Origin of the sequence: Guyparkeria sp. SCN-R1, assembly GCF_003932495.1 — a bacterium.
Taxonomy (GTDB): Bacteria; Pseudomonadota; Gammaproteobacteria; order Halothiobacillales; family Halothiobacillaceae; genus Guyparkeria.
On the sequence record NZ_QZMT01000009.1, the window covers coordinates 33,394 to 48,938 of the forward strand.

Sequence of the window (15,545 nt, forward strand, 5' to 3'; positions counted from 1 at the left end):
GAAAAGCCCGCAATGTGGCGCTGATGGCCATGGAGTGACGTCCAGCGACTGGGTTGAGGGACTACGTGGGGGAAGCCGGCATGACGCTGCCCGATAACTGGAGCGAGTACCTGCTCGATCACCCGTTGCCTGTCAGGCGGGCGATTCATCAGGGCATGTGCCGGGAACTGCTGAGCGAATCTCCTGATTTCCCGCGACTGGTCGGCTGGCTGCGGCGTGACCCGGCGGCTGCCAGCTTCGTTCTCGGCGCGGCGGCCAGTGGTCAGCGCAAGCGCGAACGCAGCGCACCACACAACCTCGAGCACGCCCTGTCGCTTCTGGGCAGCAACTGGGCACGAAACCAGTTGCCGCAACTCCCTATCCTCGAGAACACCCTGACCGACGAGGCGCAGCGGGCCGGCTACCTGGCCGCCTCCTCTCGAGCCATGCGTGCCGCGCGCCTGACCGAAACCTGGCTGATCGAGCGCCACGAAACCGGCCATGACATGGTCTCGGTCGCCGCCCTGCTCCACAACCTGGTCGAACTCGCCCTGTGGCGTGACGCCCCGGAACTGGCCCGACAGGCATTGGCGATCGCGCGAAAAAGCTTGATCGATTTCACGCAGGAACACGCCGAAAACGGCAGCCTCGATAGCTGTTTCTCGGTTGGCCGCGCCTTCGAAATGGTCCTGGGGGAGGCTGGCATCGATCTCCACGAACTGGAGACGGCCTTGACCGAGCGTTACTACCTGCCGGTCATGCTTCTGGCCGAGGAGGCAAGCATTCCCACCCTCGGGGCCCACCACGAAGCCATTCTCGTGCTGGCTCGCCGCCTCGCCTTTGCCAGCGAGTTCGGCTGGTATCACCCCGTGATCCGACGCCTGACGATCAGCATTGCCGAGCAGCTCCACCTGTCCCCGCAGGCAGCATGGCGCGTGTCGGTCAAAAAGACCCTTGCCGATGCCCGTGAATTCATCGAGATCCCGCTCTATCACCCCGGTCACCTGCTCGTTCAGCAGGAAGACGGTCGCGACCTGCTCTGGCCGCTGACTGCCGACTACGGGCTCGACGATGACGATAACGGCTGCCACGCCAGTGGCACGGCTAATCGAACTGCGCCCTCGGCCACGCCGGGACGTCAGTTGGGCGACACCATCCGGCAACTGAGTCGGCTTGAGGGCGTCGAGGAGATCGCGCTCTACGAAAATGGCGAGGACAGCCAGTCAAAGCGACGCTTCCACTGGAGTCGTAACGGGGAGGTGGCGCTCCCGGATCGACTGGCATTGGCCCAATCTCCGCTACTCTCCCGCCTCCAGTCGCGCCTGGAAAGCCTGGGTATCGATGCGCAGAATCTCGAGCGCCTGGCCCCTCACCTGGAGCCAAGTCTGGGCCAGGCCGCGCAATCGGGCCTGGTGATTGCCCCGCTGGCCGTCGACGGTGCGTTGATCTCGACCCTGTTCGTCCGGGGCCCTCGGGGCGAGCAACAGCGCGAAATCCTGGCAGTACTGGACCGCGGCTGACGATCCACGGCATGCGTTTTGCCGCGGCCAGTTAGTCCGCCAGCCGCGCCAACGCCCAGTTAATGTGTCGATCGACCTGATCGCCCGCCTCCCCCAATCCACCACGCAAGACCGCCAAGGCGGCCGGGACGCGCGGATGCCCTGCCGGCAGGTTACCCAGAGCGACGGCCAGGTTGCGCCGCCACCGCCACCAAGCGATACGCCGAATCGCCGAGCCTTCCGTGCGCGTCAGGAACGTCTGTTCGTCCCAGCCGAACAGCTCGACCAGGTCCGGCGCATCCAACCCCTGCCTGGCGTGAAAGTCCGCGTCGTCGGTCGTCCGGGCGAATCGATTCCACGGGCAGACCAACTGGCAATCGTCGCAGCCGTAGATCCGATTGCCCATCAATGGACGGAGCGATTCGGGTATGTCGTCGTGCGACTCGATGGTGAGATAGGAAATGCAGCGGCGCGCGTCGACCACGCCGTCGGCTACGATCGCCCCGGTCGGGCAGACGTCCAGGCAGGCCGTGCAACTGCCGCAATGCGGCTGCACGGGCTCGTCGACCGGAAGGTCGATATCGAGAAAGAGTGCACCGAGGAAGAACCAAGACCCGCCGGAACGGTTAAGCACCAGCGAGTGCTTGCCTTTCCAGCCTACCCCCGCCCGTTCGGCAAGGCCGGTCTCGTAGACCGGCGCGGAGTCGCAGAACGCCCGGTAAGTGAATGGCCCGACCGACTCGCTGATCCGCTGGGCCAGTTGGGCCAGGCGCTTGCGTACCAGCTTGTGATAATCCCGACCCAATGCGTATCGGCTTACATAGCCCAGCTCCGGCTCGCCCAGGACTTTCGACGGGCCGAGGGATTCAGGCGGCAGGTAGTCGCGCGTGACCATCAGCACCCGACGAGTCCCAGGCACGAGTTCCTCGGGGTGAAAACGCATCAGGCCATGACGCTGGAAGAACCCCATCGTGCCGGCGTGTCCCTCCGCGAGCCAACGTTCAAAACCCGCCTCGTAGGCAGACAGGTCGGTATCGGTTACCCGCGCCTCGGTAAAACCCAGTTCGGCGGCCCAGTCCCGGATCGATTCCTTGAGTCGCTGCGGCGAGAGCCGAGTCGTCATGTCATCCCGGGAATCGGTCATCCGGCGAGGCGCTTGCCCAGCAACATCCCGCCGCGCGCCGCCACCAGACACAGGGTCACCGTCGCCACCACGTACAGGCCGGCCCAGAGCCACGCCTGGCGCTGCATCAGGGCCAACGTGTCGATGGAGAAGGCGGACATGGTGGTGAACGCGCCGAGAAAGCCGGTCAGGATCGCGAGCCGATACTCGAGCGGCATGTGCCAGCGTGTCAGCAGCCAGACCCCGAGGAATCCCATCAATCCCGAGCCGATCACGTTGACGCTCAGCGTGCCCCAGGGGAAGGCACGCCCGCCGAATTGCGTGATCGCGGCAGTCAGACCGTAGCGGGCCATGGCGCCAAGGCCGCCGGCCAATCCAATCAACAGATACAGTTTCATTCCAACCAGCATTCTCCAGGGCGAACGACCACACGATCGATCGACGACCAACGGCAAAGCCGCGCCCAATGCAGCCCATCCTAACGCCATGGGCGTGAGTCCGACGGCAGGTTATCACGCTCGATCGTCACGCCCGGCAGCTCCATTCCACCCCAGTCGCAACCCGTGCGCCGCGTCGGGAGGACACTGCTTGCAACCGCGGGCAAGTGTCCTAAGCTCCAATCCAGACCGGCAAGGCGAGTACGGGGCATTTGTTTTTCAAACTCCCAGCCGCTTGGCCGCCGAACGTTTTCAACCAAAGCACAGTCAAGGAGATCGCATGAAGAAATTGCTACTCGCCAGTGCAATCGCTGGGCTCTCCGTGGGTCTGACCACGCCGACCATGGCGGCAGAAGACAACTACGAGCAGTACCAGGCCGCCATCGATCAGCGCGGTGACTCAGGCGTCTCCGGCACGGCCATCTTCATTCCCCAGAACGGAGAGATGACGGTGAAGCTGAATGTGGAGAATGCCGACGGCATGTCAGCGGGCCTCCACAAAGGCATCTGCCGCTACGCCGAGGACAGTGACGGTGCACCGGACCTGCTGGCCTTCGACGACGATCCGTTGTTCGAACTCAGCGCCGTTGACGGTAACGAATCCTCCACCACGATCGAGTTGTCCGCGGAAGGCCTGATGGGTGATCCTCAGTCCGTTGCCATCCATGACGGCAGTTCCATCGTCGCCTGCGGCAACATCCAGTAACCCGCGGCATCCGGTCGGTCAACCGGCCGAAAACGAGAACGCCCCGAAAGCGATTCGGGGCGTTTTTTATTGTTGAGCCCCCCATCGGCGCTCTGTTGGACTGCCCCGGTCTCAACGACCGGCGACCTTGTCACGCAGATAGCTCGGCACGGCCTCGTCGGCCGCAATGCGCTCGCTTTCCGGCAGTTTGCGAATCAGTGCCAGCGCATCCCGGGCATGCGGCAGGGCTTCCGGTTCAACCCGTATTACCTCCGAGCCCCCGCCGAGTGCCGGATACCGCCCGAAGCCGGTACCGCAAGCCACCACTCTACTGCCCTGCGCCACCGGGAACGTCGGTTCGGTCACCGCCTCCTCAACGACCGTGATCAAGCCATCCAACTCGCCCAGACGATAGGCCGCACGGTAAATCTCGCCCATGCGGGCATCGATCGCGACCCGCACCTCGACGTCCCGGGTGTTCTCGCCGGATTCCTCCAGCCGCCGGAAAGCCCCGGCTGCCAGACAGGCCAGCGACGAAATCCCGACCATCGGCAGGTCACGCGCGATGGCAATACCCTGAGCCATTGCCGTGGCGATACGCACACCGGTGAACGACCCCGGCCCGCGGCCGAAGCCGATCAGGTCCAGGTCGGCAAAATCGATCTGCGCTTGCTCCAGGAGCCCTTCGGCCATTGGCAACAATTTTTCGGCATGGCCACGGGGGGCGATCTCGAAGTCGGTAACCACTCGGTCGCCAGCGAGGACACCGGCGGTACAAGCTTCCGTCGAGGAATCGAGATAGAGAATGTTCACACTCACCCCTGGGTGTTGAAGTCGATCAGCCGACGGTCGGTCTGGCAGCACGACGATGAGTCGGCCTTTTTTGTGGCGGGGATTCTATCGGAAACAGCAGCGACACCGCGAGGCAGTCATCACCGGGACGCGAGGTGAAATCAGTCGCCCTCCGCGCCCTTCTGCTCGGCGGTCCAGTGCTGGCGAATCTCGTCGAGTAGCCAGCGGGTGGAGCCGTCAAAGTCACCGTCCTCGAGATCAGTGCCGACGAACGGCTCGAGCTCATTGGCCATCTGCTTGCCCAATTCCACGCCCCACTGGTCGAAGGAATCGATCTGCCATACCGCTCCGGCCACGAACACCCGATGCTCGTAGAGCGCCAGCAGTGCGCCGACTGCCTCCGGAGTCATCTGCGGGAACAAGATGGTATTGGACGGCTGGCCACCGGGGCAGACCCGGTGCGGGGCGATCCGCTCGATGGTTGCCTCATCGGCACCTTCGGCACGCATCTGCGCTTCGATGTCCTCGCGTGTGCGCCCCAACATCAATGCCCGGCTCTGAGCGACCAGGTTGGCCAGCAGTTGCTGTTGCTGGCTACCGATCGGGGAATGGGTGCGTATCGCGCTGATGAAATCGGAGGGGATCAGTCGGGTGCCCTGGTGCAGCAACTGGTAGAAAGCGTGCTGCCCGTTGGTACCCAGCCCCCCCCAAAGCACCGCGCTGGTATGCGAGTCGACCGGCTGGCCATCGATGCGCACGCGCTTGCCGTTGGATTCCATCATCACCTGCTGGAGGTGGGCGGGCAGGAAGCCGAGCCGCGTTCCATAGGGAAAGATGGCCAGCGAGTCCGATCCGAGGAAATCGGCATTCCAGACATCGATCAGCCCGAGGATCAGCGGCAAGTTGTCCCGTCCCGTGTTCAGCCGGAAGTTCTCGTCGAGGGCATGTGCCCCGTCAAGCAGTCGCTTGAAGCGATCCATGCCGAGATAAAGCGCGATCGGCAGGCCGATCGCGGACCACAAGGAATAACGGCCGCCCACCCAGTCCCAGATGGGAAACATGTTTTCCGGGTCGATGCCGAAGTCGCGCACGCGCTCGGTGTGGGTGGAAACGGCGACGAAATGCTTCTTGATCGCCTCCTCGTCCGGCGCAGTTTCGAGGAACCAGCGCCGGGCCGAGCGCGCATTGGCAAGCGTTTCCTGCGTGCCGAAGCTCTTGGAGGACACCACGAACAAGGTGGTCTTCGGGTCGAGCACGGCAAGCTTCGAGGCCAGATCGCTGGGCGCGATATTGGAGACGAAATGCACGCGGATGCCACGATCGGCATAGGAACCCAGTGCCCGGCACACCATGCGCGTGCCGAGATCCGAACCGCCGACGCCGATATTCACCACGTCGGTGATCGGGTCACCGGCATACCCCTTCCATTCGCCCGACTGGACCGAGTCAACGAAGGTTTCCATGTGGTCGAGGACGGCGTTGACCTCGGGCATCACGTCCTTGCCATCGAAGAAGATCGGCCGGTTCGACCGATTGCGCAGTGCCACGTGCAGCACCGCCCGATCCTCGCTGCCGTTGATGTGCACGCCGTTGAACATGTCGTCGCGCAGCTCCAACACGCCACGCTCCTCCGCCAGCGCCAGCAGACCGTCGATCACGTCATCGGTGACACGTTGTTTTGAGTAGTCGATCGACAGTCCCGCGGCGTGCCCCGAGAGGCGCGACGTCCTGTTGCCATCGGTCTGGAACCACTCATTCGGGTGGCGGCGGATGTGTTCGGTCGCCTTGACCTCGAGCAACTGCCAGATGGGGCTCATCCGGCCGACATACCGTTCCTGTCGCATCAATCCTCCCCGGGGATCTTGAGATTGTTTCGCCAGCGGTGCGAATCGGCATCGAACAGCCGGTCGGCTTCCGGCGGCCCCCAGCTGCCCGCGGGGTACGTCGGAATGTAGTCTCGCTCGACCGCCCAGTTACGCAGGATCGGATCGACCACCCGCCAGGCCCAAGACACCTCATCATACCGAAGGAAGAGCGTCTGATCGCCGTTCATCACGTCGAGCAGCAGTGTCGCGTAGGCATCCAGGTTGGGCGGTTCCTCCCCGGTATAGGTCGCATCCATCTGCACCGTGCGGGTGCGCATTTCCAGGCCCTCGGTCTTGATCTGCATCTCGAAGCGGAAGTTTTCCTCCGGCTGGATGCCGATCAGCAACCAGTTGGGGGCGGTGTTGGCGACCTGGGTCTCACGGAAAAGTTGCTGCGGGGGCTCGCGAAAACGAATCGAGATCTGCGAGTGGCTCTTTTTCATGCGCTTGCCGGTACGCAGGTAAAACGGCACGTCGCGCCACCGCCAGTTGTCGATGTAGAGCTTGAGAGCGGCATACGTTTCGGTGACGGAGTCATCCGGCACGCCTGGTTCATCCAGGTAGCCGGGCTCGTTCGTTCCGTCGACCACGCCGCGGGCGTACTGGGCACGGAATGCCTGCGCATGAACGCTCCGATGCGAAATCGGACGAATGCAGCGCAGCACCTTGACCTTCTCGTCACGGACCGCCTCTGCGTCCATCGAGGCCGGCGGCTCCATGGCCGTCAGCGCCAACATCTGCATCAGGTGACTCTGCACCATGTCGCGCAGCGCACCGGCCGAGTCGTAGTACTGCCCTCGCCCCTCGATGCCCTGTTGCTCAGCGTGTGAAATCTGGACGTGATCGATGTAATTGCGATTCCACAACGGCTCGAGCAGCAGGTTGGCAAAACGCATCACCATGATGTTCTGCACCGTGCCTTTGCCCAGATAATGATCGATTCGGAAGATCTGGTGTTCGTCGAAGTACTGGTGCAGCAGGCCATCGAGGGCATGCGCACTGTCGATATCGTGCCCGAATGGCTTTTCGATGACCACGTGCCGGCAGCCAAGGGTCTCGTCGGTCAACCCACAGGCGCCGAGGTTCCGACAGATCGCGCCAAAGGCCGACGGGGAAACCGCGAAGTAAAACACCACGCAATCGGGATACTCCGCGTGCGTCAACCGGTCGGCCAGGTCCTCGAAGCTGCTGGTCTCGTCGAGATCGCCGTTGTGGAAATGCAGCTTGGCAAGCAGGCGCTCGATCGCGGCATCCGACGAACAACTGTCCCCGTCACCGCTACCGGCGAGACACAGCCGACGTACCTCCTTTCGCCAGGTGTCATCGTCCCAATCCCGACGACCGAAGCCGATGATGCGGCTGCCCTCCGCGAGGCGGCCGGCCACTTCCAACTGGTAGAGCGCCGGCAGAAGCTTCTTACGGGACAGGCTGCCTGTTGCCCCGAAGATGACGATGGTCACCGGTCGTGGCGGTTCGCTGCGAATCGGCTTACGCATGGTGCCGGCTCCTTTCCTGCCGAGCCCTTACGGCATGGTTGCTCATGATTCGTCCCGACGCTGGACCACGTGTCCACCGAAGGCGTTGCGCATCATCGCCAACACCCGGTTGCCATACCCTTCGTCGTCCTGGCTGGCAAAGCGCATCTGCAGAGCCAGCGTCATCACCGGAGCGGCCACGCCCAGATCGATCGCCTCGATCGCCGTCCATCGACCCTCGCCGGAATCGGCGACGTGTGGCTGGATGGATTCGAGCCCCTGCCCCTCCTGTTTCAGCGCGTCGGCCGTCAGGTCGAGCAACCAGCTTTGCACCACCGACCCCTCGCGCCACAGTTCGGTGACCTGGGCCAGGTCGAGGTCGAATTCCGATTTCTTGCGCAGCACGGCCAGCCCTTCGGCCATCGCCTGCATCATCCCGTACTCGATGCCGTTGTGGATCATCTTGGTGAAGTGGCCCGAACCGGCCGGACCGACATGCCCCCAGCCCGAATCGGGAGTTGGCGCCAGTACCCGAATCGCTGGTTCGATGTGTGCGAATCCGGCCTCTGTGCCGCCCACCATCAGGCTGTAACCGTTCTTCAGTCCCCAGACGCCTCCTGAAGTTCCACAATCCAGGAAATGCACCCCGGCCGCCTCGACACGCTCGGCATGCGCCATGGTCTCGCTGTAACGCGAGTTGCCCCCGTCGACCAGGACATCACCGGGACTCATCTGCGGCAGCAAGCGCTCGATCGCCTGACTGGTGATCTCGCCGGCCGGCAACATCAACCAGATCACGCGCGGGCCATCGAGCTTGCGGAACACCTCGGCCTCCTCATAGGCCGGCACGATGTGCTCCTCCTCGCGCAGCAGCTCGTCGATGGGCTCTCGACTGCGGTTGTGCGCTACCACCGTGATGCCACCACGCGAAAGGCGCCGCGCCATGTTTGCGCCCATGCGCCCCAGACCGAAAATCGCGAGTTTCATCGGCTCACACTCCTGTAATCGTGCAACGGTTAACCGTCCAACGGTTGAAAAACGGCGGGATACAAAACAACTCAACCCCCGGCCAAAACGACCGAGCGCACGCCCTGCCAGGTTATGCCAAGCCCCTGACATTGCGCCCGGATCGATCGACGGTCAACGATTGATCGGCCCTGAAGGCACGTCCCCGACAACCGCCTCAACGCGTTGGTTGAGAAAACATCTCTCACACATGGGAGCAAGCTTCGCGCCAGTTCGGCGTGCTCCGGTCGTGATCGACTAATTCAAGCGTAGCCAACGCGGTTTCGATTTCCATGAAGCCCACGTGGAAAGTGGGAACCCACGGGGCAAGCAAGCACGACACATGGAGCCCGCCATGGCGGGGCTTGCGGTGCAAACCGGCAAGAGCGGCCAGAAATCGCTATAATGCCCGCGATTTTGCCCGACGATCCCGACCCCCTTCCCACGGGCCAACCCCAGGGTCCCCGCGGTCGGGCGGGCCACTCCGGGCCGGGGCAACCCCCGGTCTCGGAGCCGCAACCATCAATGCGCGAGAACTCATACGCGATGACGACAAGCAAAGACAAGGACAAGGCCCTGCGCGCCCGAGTGCGCCTTTTCGGCAACCTGCTCGGTGAAGTGCTCCGCGAACAAGCTGGCGAGACGGTCTTCGACACCGTCGAAAGCCTGCGTCGTGGCTTCATCCGCCTGCGCAAGAGCTACGACCCCGAGCTCTACCGCGAACTGATGGACGAGATCGAAGCGCTGGACGCCGACAGCCTCAACCTGGTCGTGCGTGCCTATGGCCTGTACTTCAACCTCGTCAACATCGCCGAGGAAGACTATTCCCACCAGCATCGCCGCCGCCAGATCCGTCGCGGCCTGCGACTGTGGCGCGGGTCGTTCTACGACACCATCCGCGGCTTTGCCCGCGAGGGCATGACCTCGGAACAGCTTCAGGGGCTGCTCGACCAGTTGGTGTACATGCCGGTCTTCACCGCTCACCCGACCGAGGCCAAGCGCCGCACGGTCATGGATCTGCAGCGACGCATCTTCCTCCTGTGCGGGGAACTCGACCGTCCGGAATCCACCGGTGTCGAGCGCGAGCGGCTGCTGGATGAAGTGAAATCGATCATTCTCGCCCTGCTTCGCACCAACGAGGTGCGCACGACGCGCCCCGAGGTGTCCGACGAGATACGCCTGGGCATGTACTACTTCCGCACCTCAATCTTCGCGGCGGTGCCCAAGGCCTACCGCTACCTCGAGCGCGCGGTCAACCTCAATTACAACGCCACCAATCCCGACAACCCGGTCACGGTGCCCAGCCTGTTCAAGTTCGGCTCCTGGATTGGCGGTGATCGCGACGGCAATCCCTACGTCACCCACGACGTCACGATCCAGGCCGTCTGTCTAGCCTCCGAGACCATCCTCAAGGAATACCTGGATCGGCTCGAGACGCTCAAGCGCATCCTGACCCACTCCCTGCAGCTGGTGCCGGAGATCGACTGCGAGCAGTTGCAGCTCAAGGCCGATGCCGAGGCGCTCGGCATGCTGGAGGCCAACCAGCACAATGGGGAGTTCTTCCCCGAGGAACCCTATCGCCTGAAGCTGCGCGCCATCCGCCAGCGACTGCGCTACAACCTTGCCTACATCCACAGCGAACTGGATGGCAAACCGACCGCCCTCGACTCGCGCGCCTACCAGAGCAAGGACGCCTTCCTCGACGACCTCTACCGCCTGCGCGACTCGCTGATCGGTATTGGTGATCGGCTACTGGCCGAGGGTGATCTCAAGGACCTGACCCGCCTGGCCGAGACCTTCGGCTGGCATCTGGTGCGCCTGGACATCCGCCAGGAATCCACCGAGCACACCGAGACCGTCGCCGAGGTCTTGAAGCAACTGGCCCCGGAAATCGATTACGCGAATCTGGCCGAGGACGACCGCACCCGCGTGCTGGGCGAGCTGATTGAGGCCGGCAAGCACCGCGCCGAGGCGCTCGGCGGCAACGGGTTGAGCGAAAAGGCCCGCGAGGTGATCAAGGTCCTCGAGGTCAAACGCCAGCTGATCGATCACATCAGCCGCGAATGTTTCGGTACCTACGTCATCTCGATGACCCACTCGGCCAGCCACGTGATGGAGGTGATGTACCTCGCCTCGCTGACCGGCTTGGTGGGCAAGACCAATGACGGCGAATGGTTCAGCGACATCCAGGTCTCGCCGCTGTTCGAGACCATCGAGGATCTCAAGCACATCGAGCACGTGCTGGGCACGCTGTTCGACAACCCCACCTACCGAGGTCTGGTACGCGCCTCCGGCGAGCTGCAAGAGGTGATGCTGGGCTACTCGGACTCGTGCAAGGACGGGGGCTCGCTCGCCTCGGTCTGGAGTCTGTACAACTCCCAGAAGCGCGTCATCCGCCTGACCCGCAGCCACGGCATTCGGTGCCGCCTGTTCCATGGTCGTGGTGGCACGGTCGCGCGCGGCGGCGGTCCCACCCACGAGTCGATCCTCTCGCTGCCGCAGGGCACCGTCGAAGGCCAGATCAAGTTCACCGAACAGGGTGAGGTGCTGTCCTCGAAGTACAGCAACAACGAGACGGCCATCTACGAGCTGACCATGGGCGCAACCGGCCTGATGAAGGCCTCGCAGCACCAGGTGGTCGATGAGCATCCGGTGCCGGAGGAATACGAGCACGTGGTCGGCGATCTCGCGCGCTTCGGTGAAGAGGCCTATCGTGACCTGACCGACCACACGCCGTTCTTCTTCCACTACTTCCACGAGGCCACCCCGGTTCGCGAACTCGGCCTGCTGAACATCGGTTCGCGCCCGACCTCGCGCAAGAAGGGCGATCTTTCCAAGGCATCGGTACGCGCGATTCCCTGGGTGTTTGGCTGGTCGCAGTCACGGCACACCCTGCCGGCGTGGTACGGCATGGGCTCGGCGCTCAAGCGATGGCGGGAGGAAAACCCGGGCCGCGAGGAGCTGCTTCACGACCTGTTCGCGCAGTGGCCGTTCTTCCATAGCATGCTGCGCAACACGCAGCTGTCGCTGACCAAGGGCGAGATGAACATCGCGCGGGAATACGCCGGTCTGGTATCCGACCAGGAGCAGGCCCGAGCGGTCTACGAAAAGATCCGGAAGGAATACGAGTGTGCCGTCGAGCAGCTGCTGGAGGTGGCCCACGCCGACTCGTTGGTGGAAATCGACGAGTACATCGGCACGTCGATGATGCGACGCAACCCCTATCTGGACGTGCTCAACCACATCCAGATCACGCTGCTGTCGCGCCATCGTGACGAAAGCGTGCCGGAAGGCGATCGCGAGCAGTGGCTGCCGCCGCTGCTGCGCAGTATCAACGCGATAGCCGCCGGGATGCGTAACACGGGCTGATCGACCGGCCCTCGCGATCTACCGAGGCCACCACCCGCACGCGGGCGGTGGCCTTTTTCTTTGGCGGGGTTAGAGGGCGGCGTCCGTCAGGCAAGTCGATCGTGACGGGCCAGGCGGACACGCATACCTTGGGCAAGCGCGTCAGCCAGCGCACCGTCGGACAACCGCCAACACCAGTTGCCCTCGCGGGTTCCGGGGACATTGATGCGCGCCTCCGAGCCCAGGCCGAGCAAATCACCGACCGGCAGCATGGCCAGATTGGACGGCGAGGCCAATGCCGAGTCGATCATGGCCTCGGGCATGGGCGTGGCCGGGTCGATGTCCTGCATCGCCTCGAGCCACCGACGCACGCGCGCCCGCCCCGCCTCGTCGAGCGAACGCCACCATCCCAGGGTGGTGTCGTTGTCGTGCGTGCCGGTGTAGACGACGCAATCGGGCCGATGGTGTCTGGGCAGGTGAGGATTGTCCTCGTCACCGTCAAAGGCGAAATGCAGCACCACCATCCCGGGCAACCCGAAGCGGTCGCGCAATTCGGTCACATCGGGCGTAATCACGCCCAAGTCTTCTGCCACCAGGGGCAAATCGTCACCGCCGACGGTCTCCAGGGCCTCGAGTAGGGCCGCGCCGGGACCCGGCACCCATTGCCCGCCGGTGGCATCCGGGTCGTCAACGGGGATCGCCCAGTAAGCGGCAAGCCCGCGGAAGTGATCGATCCGGACCCAGTCATACAAGGCCAAGTGGCGAGCCAGCCGCTGTTTCCACCAGGCGAACCCGTCCTCGGCCATTCGCTGAAAATCGAACAGGGGGTTGCCCCAGCGTTGCCCACTGGCAGAAAAGTAATCCGGTGGCACGCCAGCGACCACCGTCGGTCGGCCACTCGCATCCAGCTGAAACAACGATCGGTGCGCCCAGACATCGGCCGAGTCGCCGGCCACGAAGATCGGCAGATCGCCAAACAGAAAAATCGACCGCTCGCGGGCCTCGTCGCGCACCGCCTGCCATTGCCGTTCCAGCAAAAACTGCTCGAAGGCGATCGCCTCGATACGCGACGCATGCTCCTGTTCGAACGCCAACATGGCGTGGGACTCACGATCGCGGAGACCCACCGGCCAGTCCAGCCAGCAACGCCCGTCCTGCACCTCGCGAATGGCCATGAACCGCGCGTAGTCTTCGATCCAGTGCGATTCCCGGTCGCGGAAACCGGCAAATGCCGCGCGCAAGGCCTCGCTGGCACCTTCCCCCTGCCGGCGGGCGCTCACCGGGGTCGAGCGCTCGAACCCCGGGTCGGCGGCCAATTCGCGTTCGTCGAGGTACGCCGGTTCTAGGGCAAACGACGACAGGCACTGGTAGGGACTCTTGTCGGGGTGGGTCGGGCCCAGTGGCAACACCTGCCAGACGGACAACCCCGACTTTTGCAGGAAAGCCAGTACCTCGCGGGCATCCTTGCCGAAGCCGGGCGAGGTCAGGCTGCCGATAGGCAGGAGAAGACCCGCGCGACGCCGCGTAGCCGGCGGCTCGCTCTGGGCCTCGATGCTCATGCCTGTCCTCGACGCATCGTGCCACCACCGGTGACCCGATCGCCTGCTTCGGACGGCACGCTGATGGGCTCGTCCAATATCACCGGTACCGGCACGTCGATCAGTTCATACAGGCGTGCCAGTTGCAGACGAAACAGCCGGTCGAAATCACGTGTCGCCTCAGCGGGATTGTCATCCCCGAACCACCAGAACCAGTCCGATCCCTCGCAGACAGCGAGTTGCTGGGCATTTCGGGCTCGGGTCGTGTCGTCCCATTCACCATGGGTTTCGGAATCGAGATAGGCCTGACGGGCCTCGATCAGCCGATCCCAGGCCCGGTTCTTGGCGGTCTCGCCCACCCAAGTCGCGAGATTGCCGTAAACCCAGCTGCCGGCAACCAGCGCCTTGAGCTCCACGGCTGGCGGCTGCTCGTCCAGAAAGCTGGAGAAGGTGCTCATCTCGATACGCGGGTGGGCAGATAGTCGTTTGTAAAGACCATCAAGCAGCCAGAAGCCGTTATCCGGGTAATGCTCCCAGGCGTTCTCGCCGTCGAGGATGATCGGTACCAGCGGTGCCTCCACCCCGAGGTGCTCACAGGTATCAGCAATCGACACCAGGTGATGCACCAGGTCCTCGACCGCATCGTCGGCGTGCCAGTTCTGGTAATCGAAGCCGATGCGATCGGAGAGCCCATCGTCGCGGAAGAACAACCGCAATCCCTGGCCAGGTCGCGAGAACACCTGGTGGTCGCAGTGCAGTGTCTGGTGGGCGTGATTCAGACTGTTGCGCAGCACCTGCTGACCGCTGGCCGCCCACGCGAAGCCTGCCTGATCGAGCAGGCGGCAGGTGGCATCCGATATGGCCCCCTCGGCGGGCCAGCAACCGGCGGGATCACGCCCCAACAGCCGCCGGAAGACGGCACGCCCCTGTTCGATGTGCCAGCGCGAACGCTGCTCGCCATCCGGATAGTCCTCGGCGTCCGGCTGCGGGGCTGCCGGTTCGGCTTCCTGCCCGGCACGCATGTCCTGCAACAACGGCATGATCGGATGCGCGTAGGGCGTCATGGAGAGTTCGATCTGGCCCCTATCGGCAAGCGCCTGGAAGCGTTCGAACAACCCCCCAATCGTTTCGCCGATCACGCCGAGCAACGATCGGCGTGACTGAGCATCGAAATCGCCGTCGCGCTCGAGCAACTCGCCGGCCAGCGGATTTGATTGGCGCAGGGTCTCGCCCAACCACGCCAGGTGATACCAGGTCGAGAGATCACCGATGAACGCATCCGTGGCGTATCCGCCCGGATCGCGGGTTTGCAACAGGGTCTCGGCGGCATCGACCAGCCGGGCGAGCGGCTCGAACCGATCGATCATCCGCTCGCGATTGGCCCGCAATAGCGCTTCGATCACCCCGCGGCGCTGGTCACCGACCAGTTCGCTTGGCTCGGCGAGACTGACCAGCAGCGGATCGCGCAGATCGGTGACCTCGCCGCCACGCTGAAACGCATCGATCTGTGCCGCGTAATCCTCAAGTTGCTCGAGAAGTATGGGGACGAAATTGACCACCACTCGAGCATCGGGCCAGCGCTCGAGGTGCGCGGCCATGTCAGCGTAGTCCTTGATCGCATGCAGGTAGGTCCAGGGTTGCTGGTATACCCCGTCACGCGGATCGCGGTACTCCGGCTGATGCATATGCCAGAGGAACACGACCGGCAGCGGTCTTGATGGAAGCGTGGTTGGCATGCCGAATCACCCAGCTGGGCGCCCAGGCGCCCGGTTTGTCACGAAAGACGCTGTCCCGGAATC

At 63.8% G+C, this 15,545-nt stretch carries 11 protein-coding genes; 3 read left to right on the forward strand and 8 right to left on the reverse strand.

What is annotated here, in order from left to right; translation table 11 throughout:
• Positions 1-80: 80 nt before the first annotated feature.
• Complete coding sequence (locus D5687_RS06550) at positions 81-1,499, forward strand: HDOD domain-containing protein (protein WP_125198973.1); 1,419 nt, start codon at positions 81-83, stop codon at positions 1,497-1,499.
• Between the two features lie 31 nt (positions 1,500-1,530).
• Here D5687_RS06550 and queG read toward each other — a convergent pair whose 3' ends face one another.
• Positions 1,531-2,601, reverse strand: coding sequence for a tRNA epoxyqueuosine(34) reductase QueG (gene queG, locus D5687_RS06555; RefSeq protein ID WP_125198999.1), 1,071 nt, complete (start codon positions 2,599-2,601; stop codon positions 1,531-1,533).
• 17 nt (positions 2,602-2,618) lie between these two features.
• On the reverse strand, positions 2,619-2,999 hold the full coding sequence (gene crcB / locus D5687_RS06560; protein WP_125198974.1) for a fluoride efflux transporter CrcB: 381 nt from the start codon (positions 2,997-2,999) through the stop codon (positions 2,619-2,621).
• Positions 3,000-3,318: 319 nt separating this feature from the next.
• Between crcB and D5687_RS06565 the strand changes: the two genes are divergently transcribed.
• The gene (locus D5687_RS06565; protein ID WP_125198975.1) at positions 3,319-3,744 is read left to right on the forward strand and encodes a hypothetical protein; all 426 of its coding nucleotides are present in this window, start codon (positions 3,319-3,321) and stop codon (positions 3,742-3,744) included.
• A 111-nt stretch (positions 3,745-3,855) separates the two neighbouring features.
• On the opposite strand, the gene tsaB is transcribed toward D5687_RS06565, so the two are convergent.
• From tsaB to gnd, 4 genes are all read right to left on the reverse strand, one after another.
• Entirely contained in the window at positions 3,856-4,587 is a 732-nt protein-coding gene (tsaB, locus tag D5687_RS06570) for a tRNA (adenosine(37)-N6)-threonylcarbamoyltransferase complex dimerization subunit type 1 TsaB (RefSeq protein ID WP_370271307.1), read from the reverse strand.
• An 89-nt stretch (positions 4,588-4,676) separates the two neighbouring features.
• Entirely contained in the window at positions 4,677-6,359 is a 1,683-nt protein-coding gene (gene pgi / locus D5687_RS06575; protein ID WP_240031441.1) for a glucose-6-phosphate isomerase, read from the reverse strand.
• Positions 6,359-7,876: a glucose-6-phosphate dehydrogenase gene (gene zwf / locus D5687_RS06580; protein WP_125198977.1), complete on the reverse strand. Its 1,518-nt coding sequence runs from the start codon at positions 7,874-7,876 to the stop codon at positions 6,359-6,361. The genes pgi and zwf overlap by 1 nt, the downstream gene beginning before the upstream one ends.
• A gap of 42 nt (positions 7,877-7,918) precedes the next feature.
• Entirely contained in the window at positions 7,919-8,974 is a 1,056-nt protein-coding gene (gene gnd / locus D5687_RS06585; RefSeq protein WP_125198978.1) for a phosphogluconate dehydrogenase (NAD(+)-dependent, decarboxylating), read from the reverse strand.
• 432 nt (positions 8,975-9,406) lie between these two features.
• On the opposite strand from gnd, the gene ppc reads away from it, so the two are divergent.
• The gene (gene ppc / locus D5687_RS06590; protein ID WP_240031443.1) at positions 9,407-12,229 is read left to right on the forward strand and encodes a phosphoenolpyruvate carboxylase; all 2,823 of its coding nucleotides are present in this window, start codon (positions 9,407-9,409) and stop codon (positions 12,227-12,229) included.
• Between the two features lie 86 nt (positions 12,230-12,315).
• On the opposite strand, the gene malQ is transcribed toward ppc, so the two are convergent.
• Both malQ and D5687_RS06600 read right to left on the reverse strand, forming a co-directional pair.
• The gene (gene malQ / locus D5687_RS06595) at positions 12,316-13,767 is read right to left on the reverse strand and encodes a 4-alpha-glucanotransferase (RefSeq protein ID WP_125198980.1); all 1,452 of its coding nucleotides are present in this window, start codon (positions 13,765-13,767) and stop codon (positions 12,316-12,318) included.
• Entirely contained in the window at positions 13,764-15,482 is a 1,719-nt protein-coding gene (locus D5687_RS06600) for a glycoside hydrolase family 57 protein (protein WP_125198981.1), read from the reverse strand. The genes malQ and D5687_RS06600 overlap by 4 nt, the downstream gene beginning before the upstream one ends.
• Between the last annotated feature and the right edge of the window lie 63 nt (positions 15,483-15,545).

Excerpts from the sequence above, each read along its gene's own strand:
- gnd (WP_125198978.1), bottom strand. The coding sequence starts at position 8,974 with ATGTCAGGGGCTTGGCATAACCTGGCAGGGCGTGCGCTCGGTCGTTTT.
- zwf (WP_125198977.1), bottom strand. The coding sequence starts at position 7,876 with ATGCGTAAGCCGATTCGCAGCGAACCGCCACGACCGGTGACCATCGTC.
- D5687_RS06565 (WP_125198975.1), top strand. The coding sequence starts at position 3,319 with ATGAAGAAATTGCTACTCGCCAGTGCAATCGCTGGGCTCTCCGTGGGT.
- malQ (WP_125198980.1), bottom strand. The coding sequence starts at position 13,767 with ATGAGCATCGAGGCCCAGAGCGAGCCGCCGGCTACGCGGCGTCGCGCG.
- crcB (WP_125198974.1), bottom strand. The coding sequence starts at position 2,999 with ATGAAACTGTATCTGTTGATTGGATTGGCCGGCGGCCTTGGCGCCATG.
- queG (WP_125198999.1), bottom strand. The coding sequence starts at position 2,601 with ATGACGACTCGGCTCTCGCCGCAGCGACTCAAGGAATCGATCCGGGAC.
- D5687_RS06550 (WP_125198973.1), top strand. The coding sequence starts at position 81 with ATGACGCTGCCCGATAACTGGAGCGAGTACCTGCTCGATCACCCGTTG.
- D5687_RS06600 (WP_125198981.1), bottom strand. The coding sequence starts at position 15,482 with ATGCCAACCACGCTTCCATCAAGACCGCTGCCGGTCGTGTTCCTCTGG.
- pgi (WP_240031441.1), bottom strand. The coding sequence starts at position 6,359 with ATGCGACAGGAACGGTATGTCGGCCGGATGAGCCCCATCTGGCAGTTG.
- ppc (WP_240031443.1), top strand. The coding sequence starts at position 9,407 with ATGACGACAAGCAAAGACAAGGACAAGGCCCTGCGCGCCCGAGTGCGC.